The organism is Deltaproteobacteria bacterium (assembly GCA_019912665.1).
Lineage (GTDB): Bacteria > Desulfobacterota > GWC2-55-46 > GWC2-55-46 > GWC2-55-46 > UBA5799.
The window spans coordinates 266575-284355 of the sequence record JAIOIE010000021.1; the positions used below are offsets into that span (position 1 = coordinate 266575).

The window sequence follows — 17781 nt, forward strand, 5'->3', positions numbered from 1 at the left end:
TCGTCGGATCGGTTTGCCGGGGCCGGCAAAGTCCGCCTCAAGGCTCTTGATATCGCGGTATCGGAGGGCTGTTCTCTCGGCCATCGTCCGCCCTCCGATGTCCGCCTCAAGGCTCTTGATATCGCGGTATCGGAGGGAACCCCGCCAATGGCTACATTTACACACCGGAACACCGCCTCAAGGCTCTTGATATCGCGGTATCGGAGGGAGCGAGGGCGGCGGTGTGGGCGATATTTCACACCGCCCGCCTCAAGGCTCTTGATATCGCGGTATCGGAGGGAGAGAAAAGTATCTGTCCGTTAAAGCGTGATTTCCGCCTCAAGGCTCTTGATATCGCGGTATCGGAGGGATCAGTTGCCGGGGCCGGAGAGCCGCCTACCTGTCCCGCCTCAAGGCTCTTGATATCGCGGTATCGGAGGGGAATGAAGGGCTTTAAGGGCTTTGACAGTAATTTTACCGCCTCAAGGCTCTTGATATCGCGGTATCGGAGGGGCCATGCCCGACGGCATAGCCCGCGACGCGCTCCTCCGCCTCAAGGCTCTTGATATCGCGGTATCGGAGGGAGACCCCTGAGAAATCTCACATTTGAAGCGGGTTTGCGGTACCAATTACGAGCACCGTCTGCCACCGCCTGCCGCAAGTCAATCAAAAATGATGTTTTGCCGGATGCAACTATGTGATATTTCATACGTGCGAGTGCCCTCCGATAGGGACTCCGGCATTACCGCGCTCGCGTTATCAAAGAACCTTGTCATCTCAATGGCGGAGAGATGATGGTCGGTGCCCATAGGCAACAGAACTTTACCATTTTATCGAAGTCCTTACAACATTTTTCATCATATGATTGTAAGCCTCATGGCGCTCCTGTACGGCCTCCCAACACTGTCGAAGCGCCTAACTGTCTGCTCACTTTCGGGCCCGAGGCACACGATCAAGACCTGGTCTTCATCGGAATTGATCGCAGGGACGATATCCGCTTTAAGCTGCTCGAGACGCAGGTCGTCAAGCGGGCATTGAAAAACCGAAAATTGAAGGCGATAACCATAACCCTCCATGATGCGCGCAACATTCCGAAGCCGCTTAGGGTCGCAGATGTCATATGTTATGAGATAGTGCTTTCTGCTCATTAGACCTGTTGATCTATCGTGTTGTGAAACCTGTGTAGGTTTTTGCTTCTCCCCGCAGAAATCTCCAAAGTTGCCTGGCTTGGACCTCGAACATGCGGCGGTAGCTCATCCGATAGCGGAATACCGGGTGTGTAACCTCGTCATTGAGCCGTCGAAACCATCCCTGCCAGAACGCCCGACGTCCGTGCTCGTTGAGATTGCACCCGTGAGAGGAAAACAGAAAATCCGAGGGCGCCACCTCGCCACGGTTGATTAACGATAAGACGATGCTGTCGGCGGTAAGCGGGCGGAACTCCTCCATGAGATCCAGGGCAAGCGCGGGTCTGCCATAGCGGGGCTTGTGATAGAACCCCAAGAAAGGGTCCAATCCGACAGAGTGGCATACGCCGGTCAGTTCCTTTGCCAGCATGGAATACGCCAGTGAAAGAAGGGCATTCACCGGGTCTTTCGGCGGTCGCTTATTTCGCTCGGAAAATGAGAAATCCGACAGCTTATTTTCCTTGAGCATAGAGCTGAAACCCTCGAAGTAGACCGCAGCAGCCCGGCCCTCAAGTCCCAGGACCGTCCCGATGTCCCGCGCATCAAGGGTTCTATCGCGTAGAGATCGTAATTCCTCGATAGCCTGGTCGGAAACGTTGCCGTTGCGCATGAGAAGGACCCGCTGGTTGTGGATTTTCGCCCTGACGACCTCTTTGGCGAGCGTTAGACAAGTGTTTTCATCCTGAAAAAGACGATACTGGCCGATGCGCGCATCGATGCCTGAGGCCGGAAGTCCGCGAAGAAGCCCGAGAAAGCGCCCGGAGGGAGCGAAATAGGCAACGTCTTTGCCTTCGTCGAGACATGCATGCACAAGTTGTGCGCTCATCTGCACCGCCCCGAAAAGATATACGGCGCGCACCTGCCTTAGAGGATGTTTTGATATCACATTTCCATCGAGAGCAACATGGAGCTGGTCCCCTTTTTTTGAAAGAAATGCCCTGGCGTCCTGCGCCACTATTACCTCGCCTTCGTCGCCATCTACGACCGGAGGGTGAGCGAGCTTGGGCTCCTCACACGAGCCGGACCAGTAGAGAGACTCGCCGGGCAGGCAGACAGGGTAAGCAGAACAATACTGGCATCGCGCATCGTTTTCAAGCGGCGGCGGACAGACCGTGGATGCGGCAACGGCGCGTGCCTCTTGAACGAGCCGGGGCACACGTGCGAGCGCGTCTTCTGATAATGTTACCGGGACGCGGCGGCGGTCTCCGGCATAGTAAATGGCCGCGCCGGAAACGTGCAGGCCGTGTTCACGGGCCAAGAGCGTATAGGCTGCAACCTGGACAGCGTCAGGGTCCTTTGGGATGAGTTCTCCTGATTCATCCCTTCGGGCAGAACCGCGCTTGTAGTCGATAATCTGGCAGCCTTCCTGCCCGCCCTCGATTATATCTATCACTCCCGCAAGGCCGAGCGAGCCGCTTTCAAGACGCAGACTGCGGAGAGTAGCCCCCTCAGGAGCCTCGAAACCTTCACGTCCATCCACGCGCGAGGGCTTATCCACTTGCCGGTGCTTGGAGCCGCCTGCCACGGTATCGGCGCTTTCCACGAAGATATTCTCAACCCACTGGTAGTAGAAGAGCCTCGGGCAATAGACGTAGTTATGCAAATATCGCACGCCCATGACGGGAGCGTCTTCGGGCGGAGCATCGGTTGCGCGAAGTCCGGACTCGTCCATATTTACGACTTCCTCTTGCTGCGCCATGTTGCAAGACGCGCCTCATTTATCGAGTCTATTCTGTCCCATTGAACGGCCTTCACCATGCCCCAGAAAGACTTCCCGTGGACAAGCGTTGGCGCGCCCATTTCGCCAGAAACTTCCGCTGTTGTCCATTCCTTCTCCAGCCCAGGATATTTTTTCGTGAGCCTTTTCAGTCCCGCATAATCCGCAAAAAAATTCGGTCGTCCATTATCCACCGGCTTAGCCTCACCAGGACGATGGATGAGAAGGTCCCTGCCTGCCTCGCCGAATTTACGCTTTTCACGGGTCGACCACCTAACTTCGGACTGAGCTTCAGCCGTTTGCCCGGGCTTGCTTTTTCTAACCTTCGCCTTCTTGTCGCCGCTATTTTTCTTTGTTCGAAGTCGAGGATGAATGGACCACAACCTCGGGTCGGCGATGGCGCGTAAACCAAGGCTGGCGGCCGCGTTTTTATCTGCCTGTTGAATGGCAGGTTGCATCTCAACACCTTCAACTCTTTCCGCCACCGGCACGAAGGTCGGCCCGCCGGGCAGCGGCACAAGAAGAGTGTGTTTTGGGCACCGTCCAGGGCGTTTCTCGCTTGTCCACTTGCGCTCAAGGGCTGTTTGCGCTTCCGTGAGTTTCCGGTCGAGGTCCAGAAGCCTCTTCGCCTCCTCCATCGGTCTGCCTTGCTCGTCTTTTTTCCCTGCCAGCCACGCCCATTGCCCTTCCTTTGTGAAGCCTGCTGTTACTTCGGTCGCCCTGAATCCGGGGACGCCGCTACGGGCGCAGAAACGTGACGAGTAGGCGGCAGGCGTTTCGAGGACGGGCAGTCCGAACACCTCGCATAGTTCCTTGAGTTTGTCACGCACCGCCCGGTGGCACCATTTCATAAGGCGGCTGTTCTCGCGTGGCGCGCGTCCCTGGCTCGCGCGATAGCGCGACAGGTCTTCGATTACTATGAAATCAACCGGGCCGACCCACTCGCCTCTTTTGTTTATTATTTTCTCATAGACGCCGTGCAGGTCTTTCTCATTTAACAGGCTCTTTTTGTTTGCAGGAGGCGGTGCGAGCCTGAGGCCAAGGGCCTCAGCAAGGAGCATATGGGCTGTTTGGTTGACGCGCTGTTCCTTGATATTGTCGAGCTTTTCAAGCAGGTCCGGGCAGGGGTCAGGCACCGATTCATCGCGCCTAATTGGCGGTTTCTCTCCTATCTTTCGCCGCATAGTCTGGTTCAACGACTGGAGGCGCTTCCGAAGCTCCTCTATCTGCTCGATTCGCTTCATGGAAAGCCCCCGCTGCCCCCTAATCCATACCGGCCTGTCTTCGCGATCGAGGCCCGGCCCATTCTGGGTCAGGTGGTGCAACGGATTTTCTGCGGTCGCCCGAGGATGACTTTCCCATTTCCACGACCGTCCGCGCAGAGGCAGGGCCCGGTTGGCGATTCGGACGAGAATTTGCTGTGCGATATCCAGCCGCTTGCACAATTGGGTTTCCAGCATTTTCGAGGCACGCGGGTCAGTTTTGCTTACGAGCTTCTTCAATTCCGGCGATACCAGACGCAAATCGTCGCACTCAAGGATCTCTCGGTGAGCCGTGTCTTGCTGTTTTTCTGCGCTTTTTAAAAACCAGCACCAGCGATGCAAGCGGGCTATGCGCGACTGATAGCGGCGCATGGCCACCAAAAGCTTGTCATTCTGCTCTGGGAAAGTAAGCGCCTCCCTCCAATCATCCGGTAGGAGAGAGAGTCCTTTGTCCTCCTCTGGAGCTTCAAGAAAACGCATCAATTCGGCGGTTTCATCGGCCTCCCAGTCTCGCGCCTTGCGCCCGCGGCTGCCGTGAAGCTCATCGCGGAAGTCAAACGGTCGGCCGGAATCCTTAGGGTTTACCGAGTCGAGTTCAGTCTTTGCGCGCCAGAGCCGGGCATCCTCGCCCGGAAGCCTAAACAGACCCGACCGCTCCAGCGCGGCGTGCCATTTCCTGTCGCCTGGCTTTCCGATAAAGCGAGCAGGCACCGGTTTCCCATTCTTGTTGAGCCCGAAGTCGTCATCACACCGAGCCGCGAATATGGCAAAAGCGCCCGCTTCGCGCTGGCCGAGGTCGACGGAGAGGCAACGGAAGGCTTCCACTTTCTCATGCCATGGCTGTGGCGGCTTGGATGGCTGCTTTTCATGCGGCCACCGTAGCGAAGCGTTATAGAATTCATCCCCCTCCGGATGCAAATTGAATTGACGGTTCCACAGCTCGGCTTTGCCGATACCTCCAATGAGCTTGTCTGCGGTCACTTCAACTGGAAAGGTCAGTTGAATATTGTCAAGAGACTGCGGTTGAAGCGTAACGCGGCAATTGGCGAAGTTAACCCGCTCAGGCGCTTTATCGAGGCCAAGCGCCGCCATCATCGGCTGAAGCCACGGAGTTGCATAGAGATTATTATCACCCTTGGAACGGATATTATCACGGCAGAGGCGAGGGGCGGCGTAATGGACTCGCGCGACGGTTGGCGCAAGCCCCCTTGATGTACCGAGAACGATACCTCCAGTGAAACTTAACTGGCCCGGTTCGTGGCGAGAGAGGAGGCCCGGCTTGGGAAGTCGTTGATTCTTAATCTTTGACTGTTTTTCGCTCTTCTTTGGGAAAATGAAGTATCTTGGCGAGTATTCCGGATGGGCGGGTGTGAATCGTATCGGTCGTTCCTTATCCTCCAATTCAAAACACAGTTCCTTGTAAGCCCGCCATGCCTTCAGCGGGTCGGTGGCGTGCCACTTCTCTGTGCCGGGATCCCGCCATACTGGGTGAAATTCGGGTTGCACCAACGCGCGGTAGAGTGTTGCGCTGCCGAAGTCATCTCTGTGTCTGGTCTGGTGCTCGGCCAGGACTTCTAAAAGTTTTTCCTGAGTGGCCTGGTTTTTCTCGGCAAGCCTGCGCCATTTTTCCCTGATTTCATCGAAGCCACGCAGAGTGCGCTCCTGGATTGTGTATTCAATGCGCTTGGTGTCATCGTCAGGGTTCTCGGTTTCGGCTACGTATCCGAGGCTGTCCGTAACCAGCTCCCGCAACAAATTGATGCGCCGATCGCCCTCGAACCCGACTGCGGCGGCGCCTTCATCGTCTTCTTCACCTTCATCTTCCGATTCCACGCCCCTTCCTTCCATCGCCAGCTTTTCCTTCCGCAAAGACTCCGCAGCCTTTTCGCGTTTGAGGGTATCCTGGAAGTAACGGTGAGGAGCCTTAATAGCCTCAATGAACGCCGCAAGGTCGAACTCGAACCAGACGGCACGCTTATCATTGTCCGGTTCACGGAGGAAAACGCGGTTGGTAAAATAATCAAAAACCGGAAGGTCCTTTTCTGTCCGGGCTTCGGCTATAAAATCATCGGCGTCACTAACAGGCGCATTTTCAATTTTATTCGCCCTCTTCAATAATCCACCGGTTGAGCTCTTGAATGATTCCCAAGTCTCCGGCACGGGGTAAAGTTTGAATACCAGGGCCAACGGATAAGCGCCCTTGGGTTTGCGCCCAAGCCGTGGAAGTTCCAATTTATCTCCGAGTCGTTCGAGGTGTTCATAAAAACCGCTTTTGACTTCTTTCAGTTCTTTAACTTTCTTACAGGCTGATTCAAACAATCGCTGCGCTTCCGCACGCGCTTCCTTACCCGTAAATTTTTCCTTTGGCATCTGTGTTACGAAACAACCAAGGTCAAATTCTTTAGTGACGTCAGCGAGGTTTCTTGCGGATGCTTCGTGAATCTTTTTAACCATTTCCAGCATCCGGGTTTCTTGTTGTTGAACGACGTTTTTTGGCGTGGCGTCGAGTTTGCCGTACGGCGAACAAAGGAAGGGCAGACGAGATACGCAGAATTGATTCAAATCTGATTTATCCACTTCCTCCAGTATTTGCAGCAAAACTTTTGCAAGAGCGCCTTTAGAGGCTGGAGAATCCTTGAGCAAGGCCCTTGCGCACGCATCAAAGGCTTTGCCAGAATCATCTTCCTTTTTATTAATGTCGAGCCATTTCGCCAAATTGGCGTGCGGTCCGCTGAACTCGACCGCCTTTCGCCTTGCCAGCAACCATGACTCGCGCACCTGTTCGCGCCATACCAGGACGGCTTTGCTCTCCTGCGAATCGGGGCGCAATCCTCCGGCCATGGCCGCGAGCCCGAGAGTATAATAATTTACCGCGTCCTGGAACAGCTCGTGGTGCCGCCAGAGCGCATCCTGCCATTTTTTCTTTGCCGTCTTCGGATCGTTATCAAATGATTTCCAACCGCCGTTACCATCCGATATTTCGACTCTCGTGACCCTGCCCTGATAGATGCGATTCATTTTCCCTCCTGATGAATGACCAGACCTATCAAAGTAGTTCCCCCTTGAATGCCTTATCAAGAACAGACGGCAGCATGGCGTCGAGCTCAACCGAGGTTTCGGCCTGGAGGTGTTTAAGAGAATCCACCTTTGCCTGGAGGCTGTCAAACCAAACCTGTTTTTTTAATGGAGGAACCGGTACCTTTATTTTCCCAAGCGATTCGAGTCCAAGAGTTCTATTTCGCCCGGCCCCTCCTGGGGAAACATCTCCGAGTTTTGAAAGTCCTTCCTTTGTAAGAAAATAAAAACAAAGAAATTTTGAAGTCGCAGCACCTTTCTGGGGAACACATGCAATAAATCTGTGTGAACCTACACGCCCCGCGTCAGCTTGTTTTGCAACGGCGACTGCACCTTCCCATGCAAACACGTTGCTGAAAACAAGATCATCTGGCTCTATGCCGTAAAGACGCTTTGTGCCGACTTCGAAGCCATTTAAGGCTGGTTTATGAAACGTTCCCTTGCCAAAGGATCTGATTCCTAATTCTGGATAAATTCCATCGGTTTTTACCTCAATAGGGCGCCTCGTAATTGGGGCAATATCGCTCATGGGAAATAACTCTATTCCTTCAATCAGTTTATAAAAGGCAGCTAACAATATTTGCTTAGACTTGTCTTCTATGGCCCGTTTTAAGGCATGCGCTTCCTCGACCTTTGCAGCCAGTTCCTCAAGTCTCTCCACTATCCGCTTTTGCTCGGATCGCGGGGGAAGAGGGATTGGAGCCGAAAGGAATCGTTCTTCTTGCAAGCGAACGCGGTTAGTCGTTCCCTCGCTAGCTGCTTTGCAGAGTTCTACGAAATCATGAGTCTTAACCAACCAACCAAAATATTTAGGCTCAACCCTATCTTTGTTTAGATTGAAAACAGGAAAATCATTGCTGACAACAGCACCATCCAGTTCGCCTGGAATAATACCTGCTGCTCCATTGCGGGCATCAATTCTTGACAGGATTACCTGATTTGTCCTAACGAGCATGCGTCTTGTAGCGGCAATTTCCGCACCAACAACTTCTCTGCGCTGGACAACTCCTTTTCCCCAAAGTTTTACAGTTACCTCTTTATAGGTTTCATCAGCTTTAAGGTCAGTCCATTCATCGGACTTACAGACAACCTCTCCAAGTGGCACCATCGGCCAGGGCTTGCTCATCTCCTGCCCCTCCTGCCGGTCTTCAATACAGCCCGCTTCTCGATTATCTTCCTTGTCTTGTCAACTTCCGCCTCCAGCATTTTCTCGTCAGGGAGGGCTGTGCGGTATTCGGCGGCCAGGACCTTATTCGGGAGGCCCTCGAGTGCGTAGCGGGCAACCGCGTGGTCCTTCTGGGCGCAGAGGATGAGCCCTACTGGTGGGTTTTCATCGGGATGGCTCCAATGCTCACGGGCATAATTGAGGTAAAGGTGCATCTGCCCGGCGTCAGCGTGGGTGAATTTGCCGAGTTTCAGGTCTATTATCACAAGGCATCTCAGGCGACGGTGGAAGAAAAGGAGGTCAACACGGTACCATTCGTCGCCTACACGGAGGCGGCGCTGGCGGCCTATGAAAGCAAAATCGCCGCCAAGCTCAAGGAGGAAGTGTTCCACCTGACGGACGAGCGCTTCCTCAAGGTCGTTCTCCGAGTACTCGTCCTTAAGCCCAAGGAACTCAAGCATGAACGGATCCTTTATCTCCTCCTCTGGTGTTAAAAGGTCTTCGGGGAGTTGCCTGCCGCCCTTCCTGAGCATGGCGGCCTTGTTTTTCGACAGCATAGTGCGCTCGTAGAACTGGCTCTCTATCTGCCTTTCAAGCTGGCGCACGGTCCAGCCGCCGCGCAGGGCCTCCTTTTCATAAAAGACTCTGGCCTCAACACTTTTAAGGGAAAGAAGCCTGACATAGTGAGACCATGGAAGTGGAAAGCGAGCGGCAATCTGAGAAAGGCTGAATTGTGCAGACGCTGTCTGCAAAATCGCTTGTGTAGAATCAGATAGAGATTTTCCAGACGGTGTCTGCAAAATTATCTCAACGGGCTGATTTTCTTCGACAATTAAAGAAAGGTCAGACACCGTCTGACCTTTCTGCAATTTCGCAGACGCTGTCTGCGAAATCTGCCAGCCGAGATAAAAAAGCCTCATCTGTTCGAGGTTTCTTTCCGAAAAACCCCTGCCAAACCTTGCCGTCAGGTCGAAAGACATACGTTTGAGGAGGGCAGTGCCATATTCCGCCCGTTTCTCGCCGCTCTGCTCATACTCAACGATCCTCCGGCCTATCTCCCAATAGGTCGCGGTCATGACGGCGTTTGTAGCCCTGGCAGAGGCGCGGCGGGCCGACTCAAGAAGCTCGGCAACGCCGCCAAGGACTTTATCGTAGCCAGCCAGTCGGTGGCTTTTTCCTGTAAGAGTTTTTTTGGCCATCGCTAAATTCCCTTATTCAGCACCTGTCTTATCTCTGCCATTATCTCCAGGATGCGCTCTTCCTTCTTTACGATATCTTCAACCAGCCTCTCCGGCGGCATATGCTCGAAGTCCTCTTTGCCGTTAGGGTTCTTGATGTCGAGGTTGAAGCCGTTATCAACTATGCTCTTGACCGGCACCTTCCATGCCTGGCCGTTCTTCTTGCGGTTCTTCCACCACGAAAGAAGGGGCTTGAACTCGTCGAACTGAATCGGCTGTGTCTTGGTGTAGTTTTTCCTCCCTTCCGGCAGAGGGTGCTCATAATACCAGACCTCTTTTGTCGGGCCGGAACGGTCGAAGAAAAGGAGGTTTGTGGGTATAGGTGTGTATGGCGCGAATACCCCGTTTGGAAGACGGACTATTGTATGGAGGTTGAAGTCCTTGAGGAGCTCCTCCTTTATCCTTGCGCAGACGCCGTCGCCAAAGAGGGTGCCGTTAGGGACGACAACGCCAGCCCTTCCGCCTTGCTCGCTTCCCTTTCCGGGGCGCTTGAGCTTCCGCATGATGAGCTGGAGGAAAAGCAGGGCGGTCTCTGCCGTTTTTTTATCCTCAGGGAAGTTCGAAAGGATGCCCTTTTCCTCCTCGCCTCCGAACGGCGGGTTTGTGATGATGACGTCAACGCGCTCCTTGTCACCTATCTCCTTGAGAGGGAAACGCAGGGCGTTGCCCGGGTCTATCTGCGGAGATTCCAGGCCGTGGAGAAGGAGGTTCATCTGGGCAAGCAGGTAAGGCAGGTGCTTTGCCTCGCATCCTCTGATGCTCTCAGCTTGCAAGCCCTTGCGGTCCTTTACGGTCTTGCACTGTTTTTGGATGTGAGTGAATGCCTCCACGAGAAAGCCGCCAGTGCCGCAGGCCGGGTCAAGGACCGTTTCGCCGAGGCGGGGATCTATGACCTCAACCATGAGGCGGACGACGGCCCGCGGGGTATAGAACTCGCCTGAGTCCCCGGCGGCATCCCGCATTTCCTTGAGCATCGATTCATAGAGGTGGCCGAGGGTATGTATCTCCTCGGACGAAGTGAAGTGTATGCCGTTGACCTTGTTTACCACGTCCCGCAGGAGATAACCGTTTATCATGCGGTTTATCGTGCCTCTGAAAACCGTAGCGACCACATCGCGCCTGTCCCCTCCGTTTGAGCCCTGGAGATTCCTGAGGTATGCGAATAGCCCTGGCCCTCGCTTTCCGTCAGGTCGCATCGCCTCGTCGTTGTTCACGAAGGCAATAAGCTCATCGCCTGTGATGCCGTCCTCCTTCGCGGCCCAGTCGCGCCAACGGTAAGGAGGGTCTATGGCAGGTCTAAACCTCTTGCCCGAGATGACGGCCTCCTCTTCCCTTATCCTCTCAAGGTCGTCGAGGAACTTGAGGAACATGATCCATGTGAGCATGGGAAGGCGGTCGAGGTCGCCGTTCAGGCCCTTGTCCTTCCTCATTATGTCACGGGCGGACTTTATGAGGCTCGCCAACTGTTGGGCTGTTGTCAGAGGTTGTTTGCTCTTTTTATGTGTTCTCATTCGCTATATCTGGTTCATATTATTTCTAACATCTGACTCTGCTTTATCCATAAGACGGTCCTTCTTATCCAAGTCACCCATGTAGTTATCTTTGTTCACTTTTTTACCATTTTTAAAAACCTGAACGTTGCATTTAGCGCCATCAGAAAGCGCTCTAACTATATAGGTCTCTCCATTAAAAGCGAAATCTTTCTTGCACAACTCATCCCAATCCTCTTTCATTAAAGCCCTCCTATATCCTGTAGTTTTTATGAATGGCTTCTTTATCAATCTTGATAAAGGAGTGTTTGAAGTTGATTGACAGCATCCCTTAACCTTTCCGGGCCGCCGAACAACCCGGCAATCTCCATTACGTTGCCGTGGTCCGATATGGGCGGTATCTTCAATACGTCAGGGATAACGAACTGGGCCGTGCCGTGCTCGGCGTATTTCTCAAGAAGCTCATTCAATATGGCTTTCGCCTCTGGGCCATACTGGTCGAAAAAGTCCTTTTTATCCTTACGGAGCCTGTCTGCCCGCTCCCGCCTTGTGCGTAGAGGCGCATTGAAGGCTATATGGCAGAGTAGGTCAAACGGGTCGGCAGCAGGCTGGTTGGCAGAGACCGCCAGCTCGTCAAAGTCTATCCCCTTCTCCTCAAGCTTAGAGATAATCTCCGAGCGCTGGATAGGGTCCGCCCACAATGATTGCATCTCGGCGGCATTCGGATAAAGGATACGGACCTTTTCTGCGGCATAGTCAGTAAACTTAACTACCCGGAGCTGTTTGCCATCAGGGTCAAGCTCGTAGACGAGGTGCGCGGCGACCTCCACAAAACCGCCGTCGACATAATACCTTTTCGGCTCGCCTGTGGGAGGTTCGGTGATCATAGGAGGCTCAAAGACATCCACTATCACATCTTCGTCCTCGACTTTTTCCGGCTCAGTTACTTTTTCCTCTGTAACCTGTCCGGCATCGTCAACCACCTGCTCGCTTACAAGCGCGGGCTCTCCGTCAAAAGCCGGGTCGGCAAATAGCCGCGTGGCGCTCCCGGTATAATCGATAATACTGAAGTAAAGCTTCCCATAATCGTCCCTTACGCGGGTGCCCCTGCCGATTATCTGTTTGAATTCAGTCATTGAGTTTATTACCCGGGCAAGGACAACGTTCTTGCAGGTAGGCGCGTCAACGCCTGTGGTAAGGAGCTGGGAGGTTGTCAATATCACCGGAGTGGTCGTCTCAAGCTCCTGGAATTTTCCAAGGTAACCCCTTCCGATATCTCCCTCGTCAGCTGTCACCCTGCATACATAATCAGGGAATTGTTGGGTAAGGTCGGAGTTCCGGTTATTAAGAGCCCGGCGCATCTCGTCCGCATGTTCCTGGTTGACGCAAAAGACTATGGTCTTGGCAAAGCGGTCCGTCTTTCTCAAAAACTCCGTCAGGTGCCGTGCCATGGCCTCAGTGCGGGCGCGTAACGCAACAACCCGCTCAAAGTCCTTTGTATAGTATTCACCGTCAGGTATCTCACGGCCGTACCTGTCGAGCTCGCCCTGGCTGGGCCTCCAGCCAGCTGCATCGTAAGTTGTTATTACCCGATGGACGCGATAAGGGGCAAGGAAGCCGTCTTCTATCCCCTGCTTAAGGCTGTATTGGTAGATCGGGTTACCGAAGTAGGCGTAGGTGTCTCTGTTATCATCGCAAAGAGGCGTGGCGGTCATGCCAAGCTGATATGCAGGAGAGAAGTATTCCAGTATCTCCCTCCAGTTGCTCTCATCGCTTGCGCTCCCGCGGTGGCACTCGTCCACGATAATCACGTCAAAGAAGTCGCGCGAATATTCCCTGTAAAGGCCCGGCCTCCTCTCGTCTCTCGCAATCGCCTGATATATGGCAAAGTACATCTCCCGCGACTTATTTACCTCGCCATTTTCTATCTTCCAGCGGGCATCACCAAAGGGGGCGAATGTCTTGTCCTTCGGGTCATCGACCAGGATGTTACGGTCAGCGAGGTAAAGAATTTTGGGGCGGCGGTACTCTCCAGTGCGGTTCCAGCGCGCGCTCCAGAGCTTCCAGCATATCTGAAAGGCAACGACGGTCTTGCCTGTGCCGGTGGCCATGGTCAAAAGGACCCGCGGCTTGCCTTGCAGGATCGCCTGGACGGTCTTGTTTATGGCTATCTCTTGGTAATAGCGTGGATTCTTGCCATTAACATTGCAGTAAGGGGTAAGCAGGCGATTGGCTATTGAATCGTCTGTGAGCCCCTGTCCGGTGCGCAGACGACTCCAGAGTTCTTCAGGGCCAGGGAATGCCTCTATGTGCCGTTCCTTGCCGGTGAGATAATCAAATTCTAAAATGCCATGTCCGTTTGTAGAATAAGCAAATTTAAGGCCGAGTATCTCGGCATAGTCTTTGGCCTGCTGGAGGCCGTCTCCGGAAGATTTGTAATCCGCTTTGGCCTCAACAACCGCAATCGGGAAATCACGGGTATAACGAAGTAGATAGTCCGCCCGCTTTTGCTTACGCCGTTTGACCCTGCTCCCAGCGACAACGATACGGCCGTCCGTAAAGGTCCTCTGCTCGGTGAAGGAGTGAGGGTCATTATCCCAACCGGCTTCAGTGAGCCTCGGAACGACGAATTTTCGGCAGGTGTCGGCTTCGTTAGGCATACTGATTTCCGGCAGCCTCTAAACTACAAATTTAACGGCATTATCTGTATAACACAAAACGCCTTTTCATTGCAGCCATTTTGCACCTTCTCGGGCAATCAAATCACTTATCGCTTTCTATAACATCCTCAAACAATAAGGATAAAATCACCGGACATTGATGGACATCTGTGGACATCCGTCCGTATCAATGACCCCGATTATAGAGTAAAATATGCGTAGTTCACCTCCCCGGCCTCGCGAACCGGGGAGATCTTTAGGCCCGTAACCGTGCACGGCGGTTGCGGGCCTTTGTTTTCCCCTTGGGGACACTTTATGAAGAAACGTCGTAAATACGCCTGAGGAAAAAAATTTGAAAAATAATGTCCCCAAAACCATCTCAGAAGAGCCTTTTATATATAGGAGAGGGTTCTGCGAAGCTTTTCAGGGCGGACGTCGTATGCGGTAAGGACAAAATTTTATGTCCCCCAACATCACTATCAATCCCCTTTATACGGTATGGAGAAATATTTTTTTAAAAGGTGCAACAAATTCTGAGATTTTCCGGAATATACGTCTCGAAGAAAGGAAAAAGCCCCGCCATTTTTTGAGATGGGCGTCGTATATATGCCTAGGGAGAAAAGTTCCGACACTTTTCAAAAAACGTCTTATGCATGCCTTAGAGGATGAAACATTCCATCGTTTTAATGGCGCTATCAAGTAAGGAGGCAAATAGGATGAGACAACCCTACCGGCAAACCGCAGACGAATTTTCCACAAGAGATCTATACATAGCCTCGGTACTCAAGCAGGCTGGTATCCCGATTCTCCGGATTGAGGACAGCAACGGCCGGGGCGTCTTTGTCTTCCAGTCCTGCAAGGAGATAGCCGCGCTCACGAAGGATTACTACAACGGCGCACTCCGGGTAGATCCGCAGGGGCTCTTCGCCGCATGGAAAGCCCTTAAATCGGCAGTATATTCGGCAATTCGGGACGTAAGGTGAAAAGAGCAGGAGAGGAATCAGGATGGAAAAGCCGACCAAACCCAACATCGACCAGGCCCGTCGTCATTTGATGTTGCTGGATGAGGACGCTGAGAACTTCGTCTTTCAGACCTTCGCCGATAACCCCGGGCGAAAAGACAAGACATTGACCCGCGTTCTCTACGGAACTCTTGACGAGCACGCGGCAGAGCTGACCCGCTTAAACCAAAAGGGTGCCGGGGTGTTTGTACTCGTCAACCACTCGAAAAACGGCAGACGGAGGATAGCTGACATAACCCACGCGCGCGCTATTTTCAGGGAAGCTGATGCCCCGGACCTTCCGCCGCTACCTATGGAACCTCATTTCGTAATTGAGACCTCGCCTGGGAAGCGACACGAGTATCTGGTGATTGAGCCGACCGAGGACCTCGACAAATGGGACCGCATAATGGCCCGCATGGTGGAGGACTTTGGCAGCGACCCGAACGCAAAAGACCGCGCCCGCGTGCTCAGGCTGGCAGGTTTCTACCACCTAAAAGACCCCGCAAGACCTCACCTTGTAAAAATCGTCCAGGAAAACGGTGGACTACCGTACACGCTCGAACAAGTTGCTCGTCATGTACCACCGCTTATAAAGAACGCGAAGGCTGCCGCTCCGGTCGGTGAGACAATAACAGAGGGGGCGCGCAACGCGAAATTAACGTCCCTTGCCGGTTCCATGAGGCGGCGCGGAGCGAGCGAGGACGCAATCCTGGCCGCGCTTGCCGAGGAGAATAGGCATAGGTGCGTCCCTCCGCTCGGAGACGAGGAGGTCGAGCAGATTGCCGGGAGTATCGCTAAATACCCGCCTGAGCCGCTCGTTGATGAAGCGTCCATCCTGGCGGCAGCCAAAGGCTTGACCCCTGACTCACCCCCCGAGGATATCGAGCCGATAATAGCGGCCGCCACCAAGAACCTGAGGCCCATCGCGCGCCAGAGGCTTTACGAGGCCATTAAAGCGGCCACAGGTCTTCCGTTAAGCGCGATTCGCCTGGAGGCCGCTTCCGTCTTCAAGGCGGCTGAAGCAGAGGAGCCGGACCATCTCGACCTTGCCCGGAAAACGATAGAGGTCATCGGGGCTGACAACGTCATCTCTACAGAGGCCCATATCTGGGTGTGGGAAGGCAAGGGCGTGTGGCGTGATGTCGACGACCGGAGAATCAAAATCGAGGTTCACAATGTCCTCGAATCGTCTGGCCTCGACGTTTCCCAGAACCGCGTGAACGGGGTGCTGGACGTCTTCAGGACCGAAACCTTCAAAGACGCCCATGTCTGGAACATCCATGAGGACACGATAAACGTCCTCAATGGAGAATTGATGCTTACGCCCGAAGGCTGGCGACTTTGTCCTCATGAGCGCGAGAATTACCGCACCACACAGCTGCCGGTCGCTTACGACCCCGGGGCGGACTCGCCCCGTTTCCGGCAGTTCTTGGAGGAGATATTCCGGGGAGACGCAGACGGGCCGGAAAAGGCCAGGGCGCTCCTTGAAATGGTTGCTTACACGCTCGTATCGCACGCTCGATATGAGCGGTTTATCCTGCTGGTCGGCAACGGCGCAAACGGCAAGAGCGTTCTCCTGGCGGTTATACGGCTCCTGGTGGGCCCAGCCAATTGCGCGGCAGTGCAGCCGTCCCAGTTCGGGAACCAGTTCCAGAGGGCGCACCTGAATCACAAGCTCGCGAATATCGTCTCTGAGCTCAAGGAGGGCGCTGAGCTCGAGGACGACGCATTGAAGGCAATCGTCTCCGGCGAGCCCACCACGGTGTCCCACAAATTCAAGGACCCATTCGTGATGATGCCCTTTGCCACCTGCTGGTTCGGGACAAATCATTTGCCGCACACGAACGATTTTTCGGATGCCATGTTTCGCAGGGCTTTGGTCGTGCCCTTTAACCGGCAATTCAAGCCCGGGGTCGACGCCGACCCGCACCTCAAGGACAAGCTCGCAGCCGAGTTACCCGGGATACTGAATATGGCCCTGGCCGCTTATGCAGACGCCATGAATCGGGGGACCTTCACCGAACCAGCGTCCTGCATTGAGGCTAAACACGCATGGAGGCTGGAGGCTGACCAGGCGGCACAGTTCGCCGAGGAGGCAATCGAGTGGCTGGCTGGCGAGCGTGAGACCTCGAAGGCCGTTTTTGATGCCTACCAGGCTTGGGCCGAGGCAAACGGGGTAAAGCGTCCACTGAACCGCAAGAACCTCACCCAGAGGCTCGAGCGCCTGGGGGCCAGAACAGGGAAGGCCCATGGCGGGCAACGGGTGCTCTATGGCCTCAGGCTAAGGGACGGAGGCGTGAGTGGCGCATTTTCTCACCCTTTAGCGTATGGAGAAAATACATGTATTCAAAATACAGGAGAAGAAATACATTTGTATTCCAAAAATAGTAAGGGTACGGAAGTCCCGCCACTCGCGCCTCCATCGCCACAGGAGGACGACGAGACCGTACTTGAGGTGCTCGAATGAAGTATCAGGTCATAGGCACACTCAAGGTCCGCACACCGTCCGGGGTCCGAGAGTTAAGGTCCGGCGAAACGGTAACTTTGCCAGGAGACATGGCCTTTAGACTGGTTGAGAGTGGCAGAGTTAAACCCTTTTCCCCCGACTGCTTCTCGCCGGACGGAACTCTTGAAGAGGCCCTTATGGAGACGAAGGCCGACGGATGGACTGATGAGCAACTCTGCATCTACATAGACGCGCTTTGGGAGACCGGGGTGTTAAGGGCTCCCTGGGGATTCAAGGTGCTGGATTCTCCACTGGTCGGCGACTTCTGGATTATAAGCGACACCACTGCCAGAGATGAGCTCCCGGTCGGGGCCAAAAGCTTCACCATAGAGGAATTAAGGCCACTTATTGAGGTTTTTCATGTTTTCGAAGGGTCTACGGTCATGGAAGTAAGATTCCCCATGTCACGGGTCCCTCTACGCGTGTAGCCCTGCGGGTGGCTCCGAGCGCGGTTTTCCTCCAGCGTCGGGGCATGATTTCAAGTTTCAGGTTTCAACT

11 protein-coding genes and 1 CRISPR repeat array (1 of these 12 only partly in view) are annotated in these 17781 nt (G+C 54.0%); of the genes, 3 read left to right on the forward strand and 8 right to left on the reverse strand.

The window, feature by feature from the left end; translation table 11 throughout:
- Positions 1–563: a CRISPR direct-repeat array (repeat unit 36 nt; unit sequence CCGCCTCAAGGCTCTTGATATCGCGGTATCGGAGGG); it begins 468 nt to the left of the window's first position.
- Positions 564–836: 273 nt separating this feature from the next.
- The 8 genes from cas2 to K8I01_10705 are packed head-to-tail and all read right to left on the reverse strand — an operon-like array spanning position 837 to position 13773.
- Positions 837–1127 (reverse strand): CRISPR-associated endonuclease Cas2, encoded by a 291-nt coding sequence (cas2, locus tag K8I01_10670; GenBank protein MBZ0220880.1) that lies wholly within the window; start codon positions 1125–1127, stop codon positions 837–839.
- A gap of 13 nt (positions 1128–1140) precedes the next feature.
- Positions 1141–2865 (reverse strand): CRISPR-associated endonuclease Cas1, encoded by a 1725-nt coding sequence (gene cas1, locus K8I01_10675; GenBank protein MBZ0220881.1) that lies wholly within the window; start codon positions 2863–2865, stop codon positions 1141–1143.
- Positions 2841–7163: a type V CRISPR-associated protein Cas12b gene (gene cas12b / locus K8I01_10680; GenBank protein ID MBZ0220882.1), complete on the reverse strand. Its 4323-nt coding sequence runs from the start codon at positions 7161–7163 to the stop codon at positions 2841–2843. The genes cas1 and cas12b overlap by 25 nt, the downstream gene beginning before the upstream one ends.
- A 28-nt stretch (positions 7164–7191) precedes the next feature.
- Positions 7192–8346 (reverse strand): restriction endonuclease subunit S, encoded by a 1155-nt coding sequence (locus K8I01_10685; protein ID MBZ0220883.1) that lies wholly within the window; start codon positions 8344–8346, stop codon positions 7192–7194.
- Positions 8343–9584, reverse strand: a complete 1242-nt coding sequence (locus K8I01_10690; GenBank protein ID MBZ0220884.1) for a PDDEXK nuclease domain-containing protein — start codon at positions 9582–9584, stop codon at positions 8343–8345. The genes K8I01_10685 and K8I01_10690 overlap by 4 nt, the downstream gene beginning before the upstream one ends.
- Positions 9585–9586: 2 nt before the next feature.
- Complete coding sequence (locus K8I01_10695; GenBank protein ID MBZ0220885.1) at positions 9587–11134, reverse strand: type I restriction-modification system subunit M; 1548 nt, start codon at positions 11132–11134, stop codon at positions 9587–9589.
- Positions 11135–11137: 3 nt separating this feature from the next.
- On the reverse strand, positions 11138–11356 hold the full coding sequence (locus K8I01_10700; protein MBZ0220886.1) for a hypothetical protein: 219 nt from the start codon (positions 11354–11356) through the stop codon (positions 11138–11140).
- A gap of 44 nt (positions 11357–11400) precedes the next feature.
- Positions 11401–13773 carry a DEAD/DEAH box helicase family protein gene (locus K8I01_10705; protein ID MBZ0220887.1) on the reverse strand — a complete coding sequence of 791 codons (2373 nt, stop codon included), beginning with the start codon at positions 13771–13773 and terminating at the stop codon, positions 11401–11403.
- Between the two features lie 716 nt (positions 13774–14489).
- Between K8I01_10705 and K8I01_10710 the strand changes: the two genes are divergently transcribed.
- From K8I01_10710 to K8I01_10720, 3 genes are read left to right on the forward strand one after another with little or no spacing between them, the layout of a single operon-like run.
- Positions 14490–14756 carry a DUF5659 domain-containing protein gene (locus tag K8I01_10710; protein MBZ0220888.1) on the forward strand — a complete coding sequence of 89 codons (267 nt, stop codon included), beginning with the start codon at positions 14490–14492 and terminating at the stop codon, positions 14754–14756.
- A gap of 22 nt (positions 14757–14778) precedes the next feature.
- Positions 14779–17244 (forward strand): DUF5906 domain-containing protein, encoded by a 2466-nt coding sequence (locus K8I01_10715; protein MBZ0220889.1) that lies wholly within the window; start codon positions 14779–14781, stop codon positions 17242–17244.
- Positions 17241–17711 carry a hypothetical protein gene (locus K8I01_10720; GenBank protein MBZ0220890.1) on the forward strand — a complete coding sequence of 157 codons (471 nt, stop codon included), beginning with the start codon at positions 17241–17243 and terminating at the stop codon, positions 17709–17711. Before K8I01_10715 ends, K8I01_10720 begins: the two co-directional genes overlap by 4 nt.
- Positions 17712–17781: the final 70 nt, after the last annotated feature.

Coding starts and splice junctions, on each gene's coding strand:
- cas2 (MBZ0220880.1), bottom strand. CDS start 1,127: ATGAGCAGAAAGCACTATCTCATAACATATGACATCTGCGACCCTAAG.
- cas1 (MBZ0220881.1), bottom strand. CDS start 2,865: ATGGCGCAGCAAGAGGAAGTCGTAAATATGGACGAGTCCGGACTTCGC.
- cas12b (MBZ0220882.1), bottom strand. CDS start 7,163: ATGAATCGCATCTATCAGGGCAGGGTCACGAGAGTCGAAATATCGGAT.
- K8I01_10685 (MBZ0220883.1), bottom strand. CDS start 8,346: ATGAGCAAGCCCTGGCCGATGGTGCCACTTGGAGAGGTTGTCTGTAAG.
- K8I01_10690 (MBZ0220884.1), bottom strand. CDS start 9,584: ATGGCCAAAAAAACTCTTACAGGAAAAAGCCACCGACTGGCTGGCTAC.
- K8I01_10695 (MBZ0220885.1), bottom strand. CDS start 11,134: ATGAGAACACATAAAAAGAGCAAACAACCTCTGACAACAGCCCAACAG.
- K8I01_10700 (MBZ0220886.1), bottom strand. CDS start 11,356: ATGAAAGAGGATTGGGATGAGTTGTGCAAGAAAGATTTCGCTTTTAAT.
- K8I01_10705 (MBZ0220887.1), bottom strand. CDS start 13,773: ATGCCTAACGAAGCCGACACCTGCCGAAAATTCGTCGTTCCGAGGCTC.
- K8I01_10710 (MBZ0220888.1), top strand. CDS start 14,490: ATGAGACAACCCTACCGGCAAACCGCAGACGAATTTTCCACAAGAGAT.
- K8I01_10715 (MBZ0220889.1), top strand. CDS start 14,779: ATGGAAAAGCCGACCAAACCCAACATCGACCAGGCCCGTCGTCATTTG.
- K8I01_10720 (MBZ0220890.1), top strand. CDS start 17,241: ATGAAGTATCAGGTCATAGGCACACTCAAGGTCCGCACACCGTCCGGG.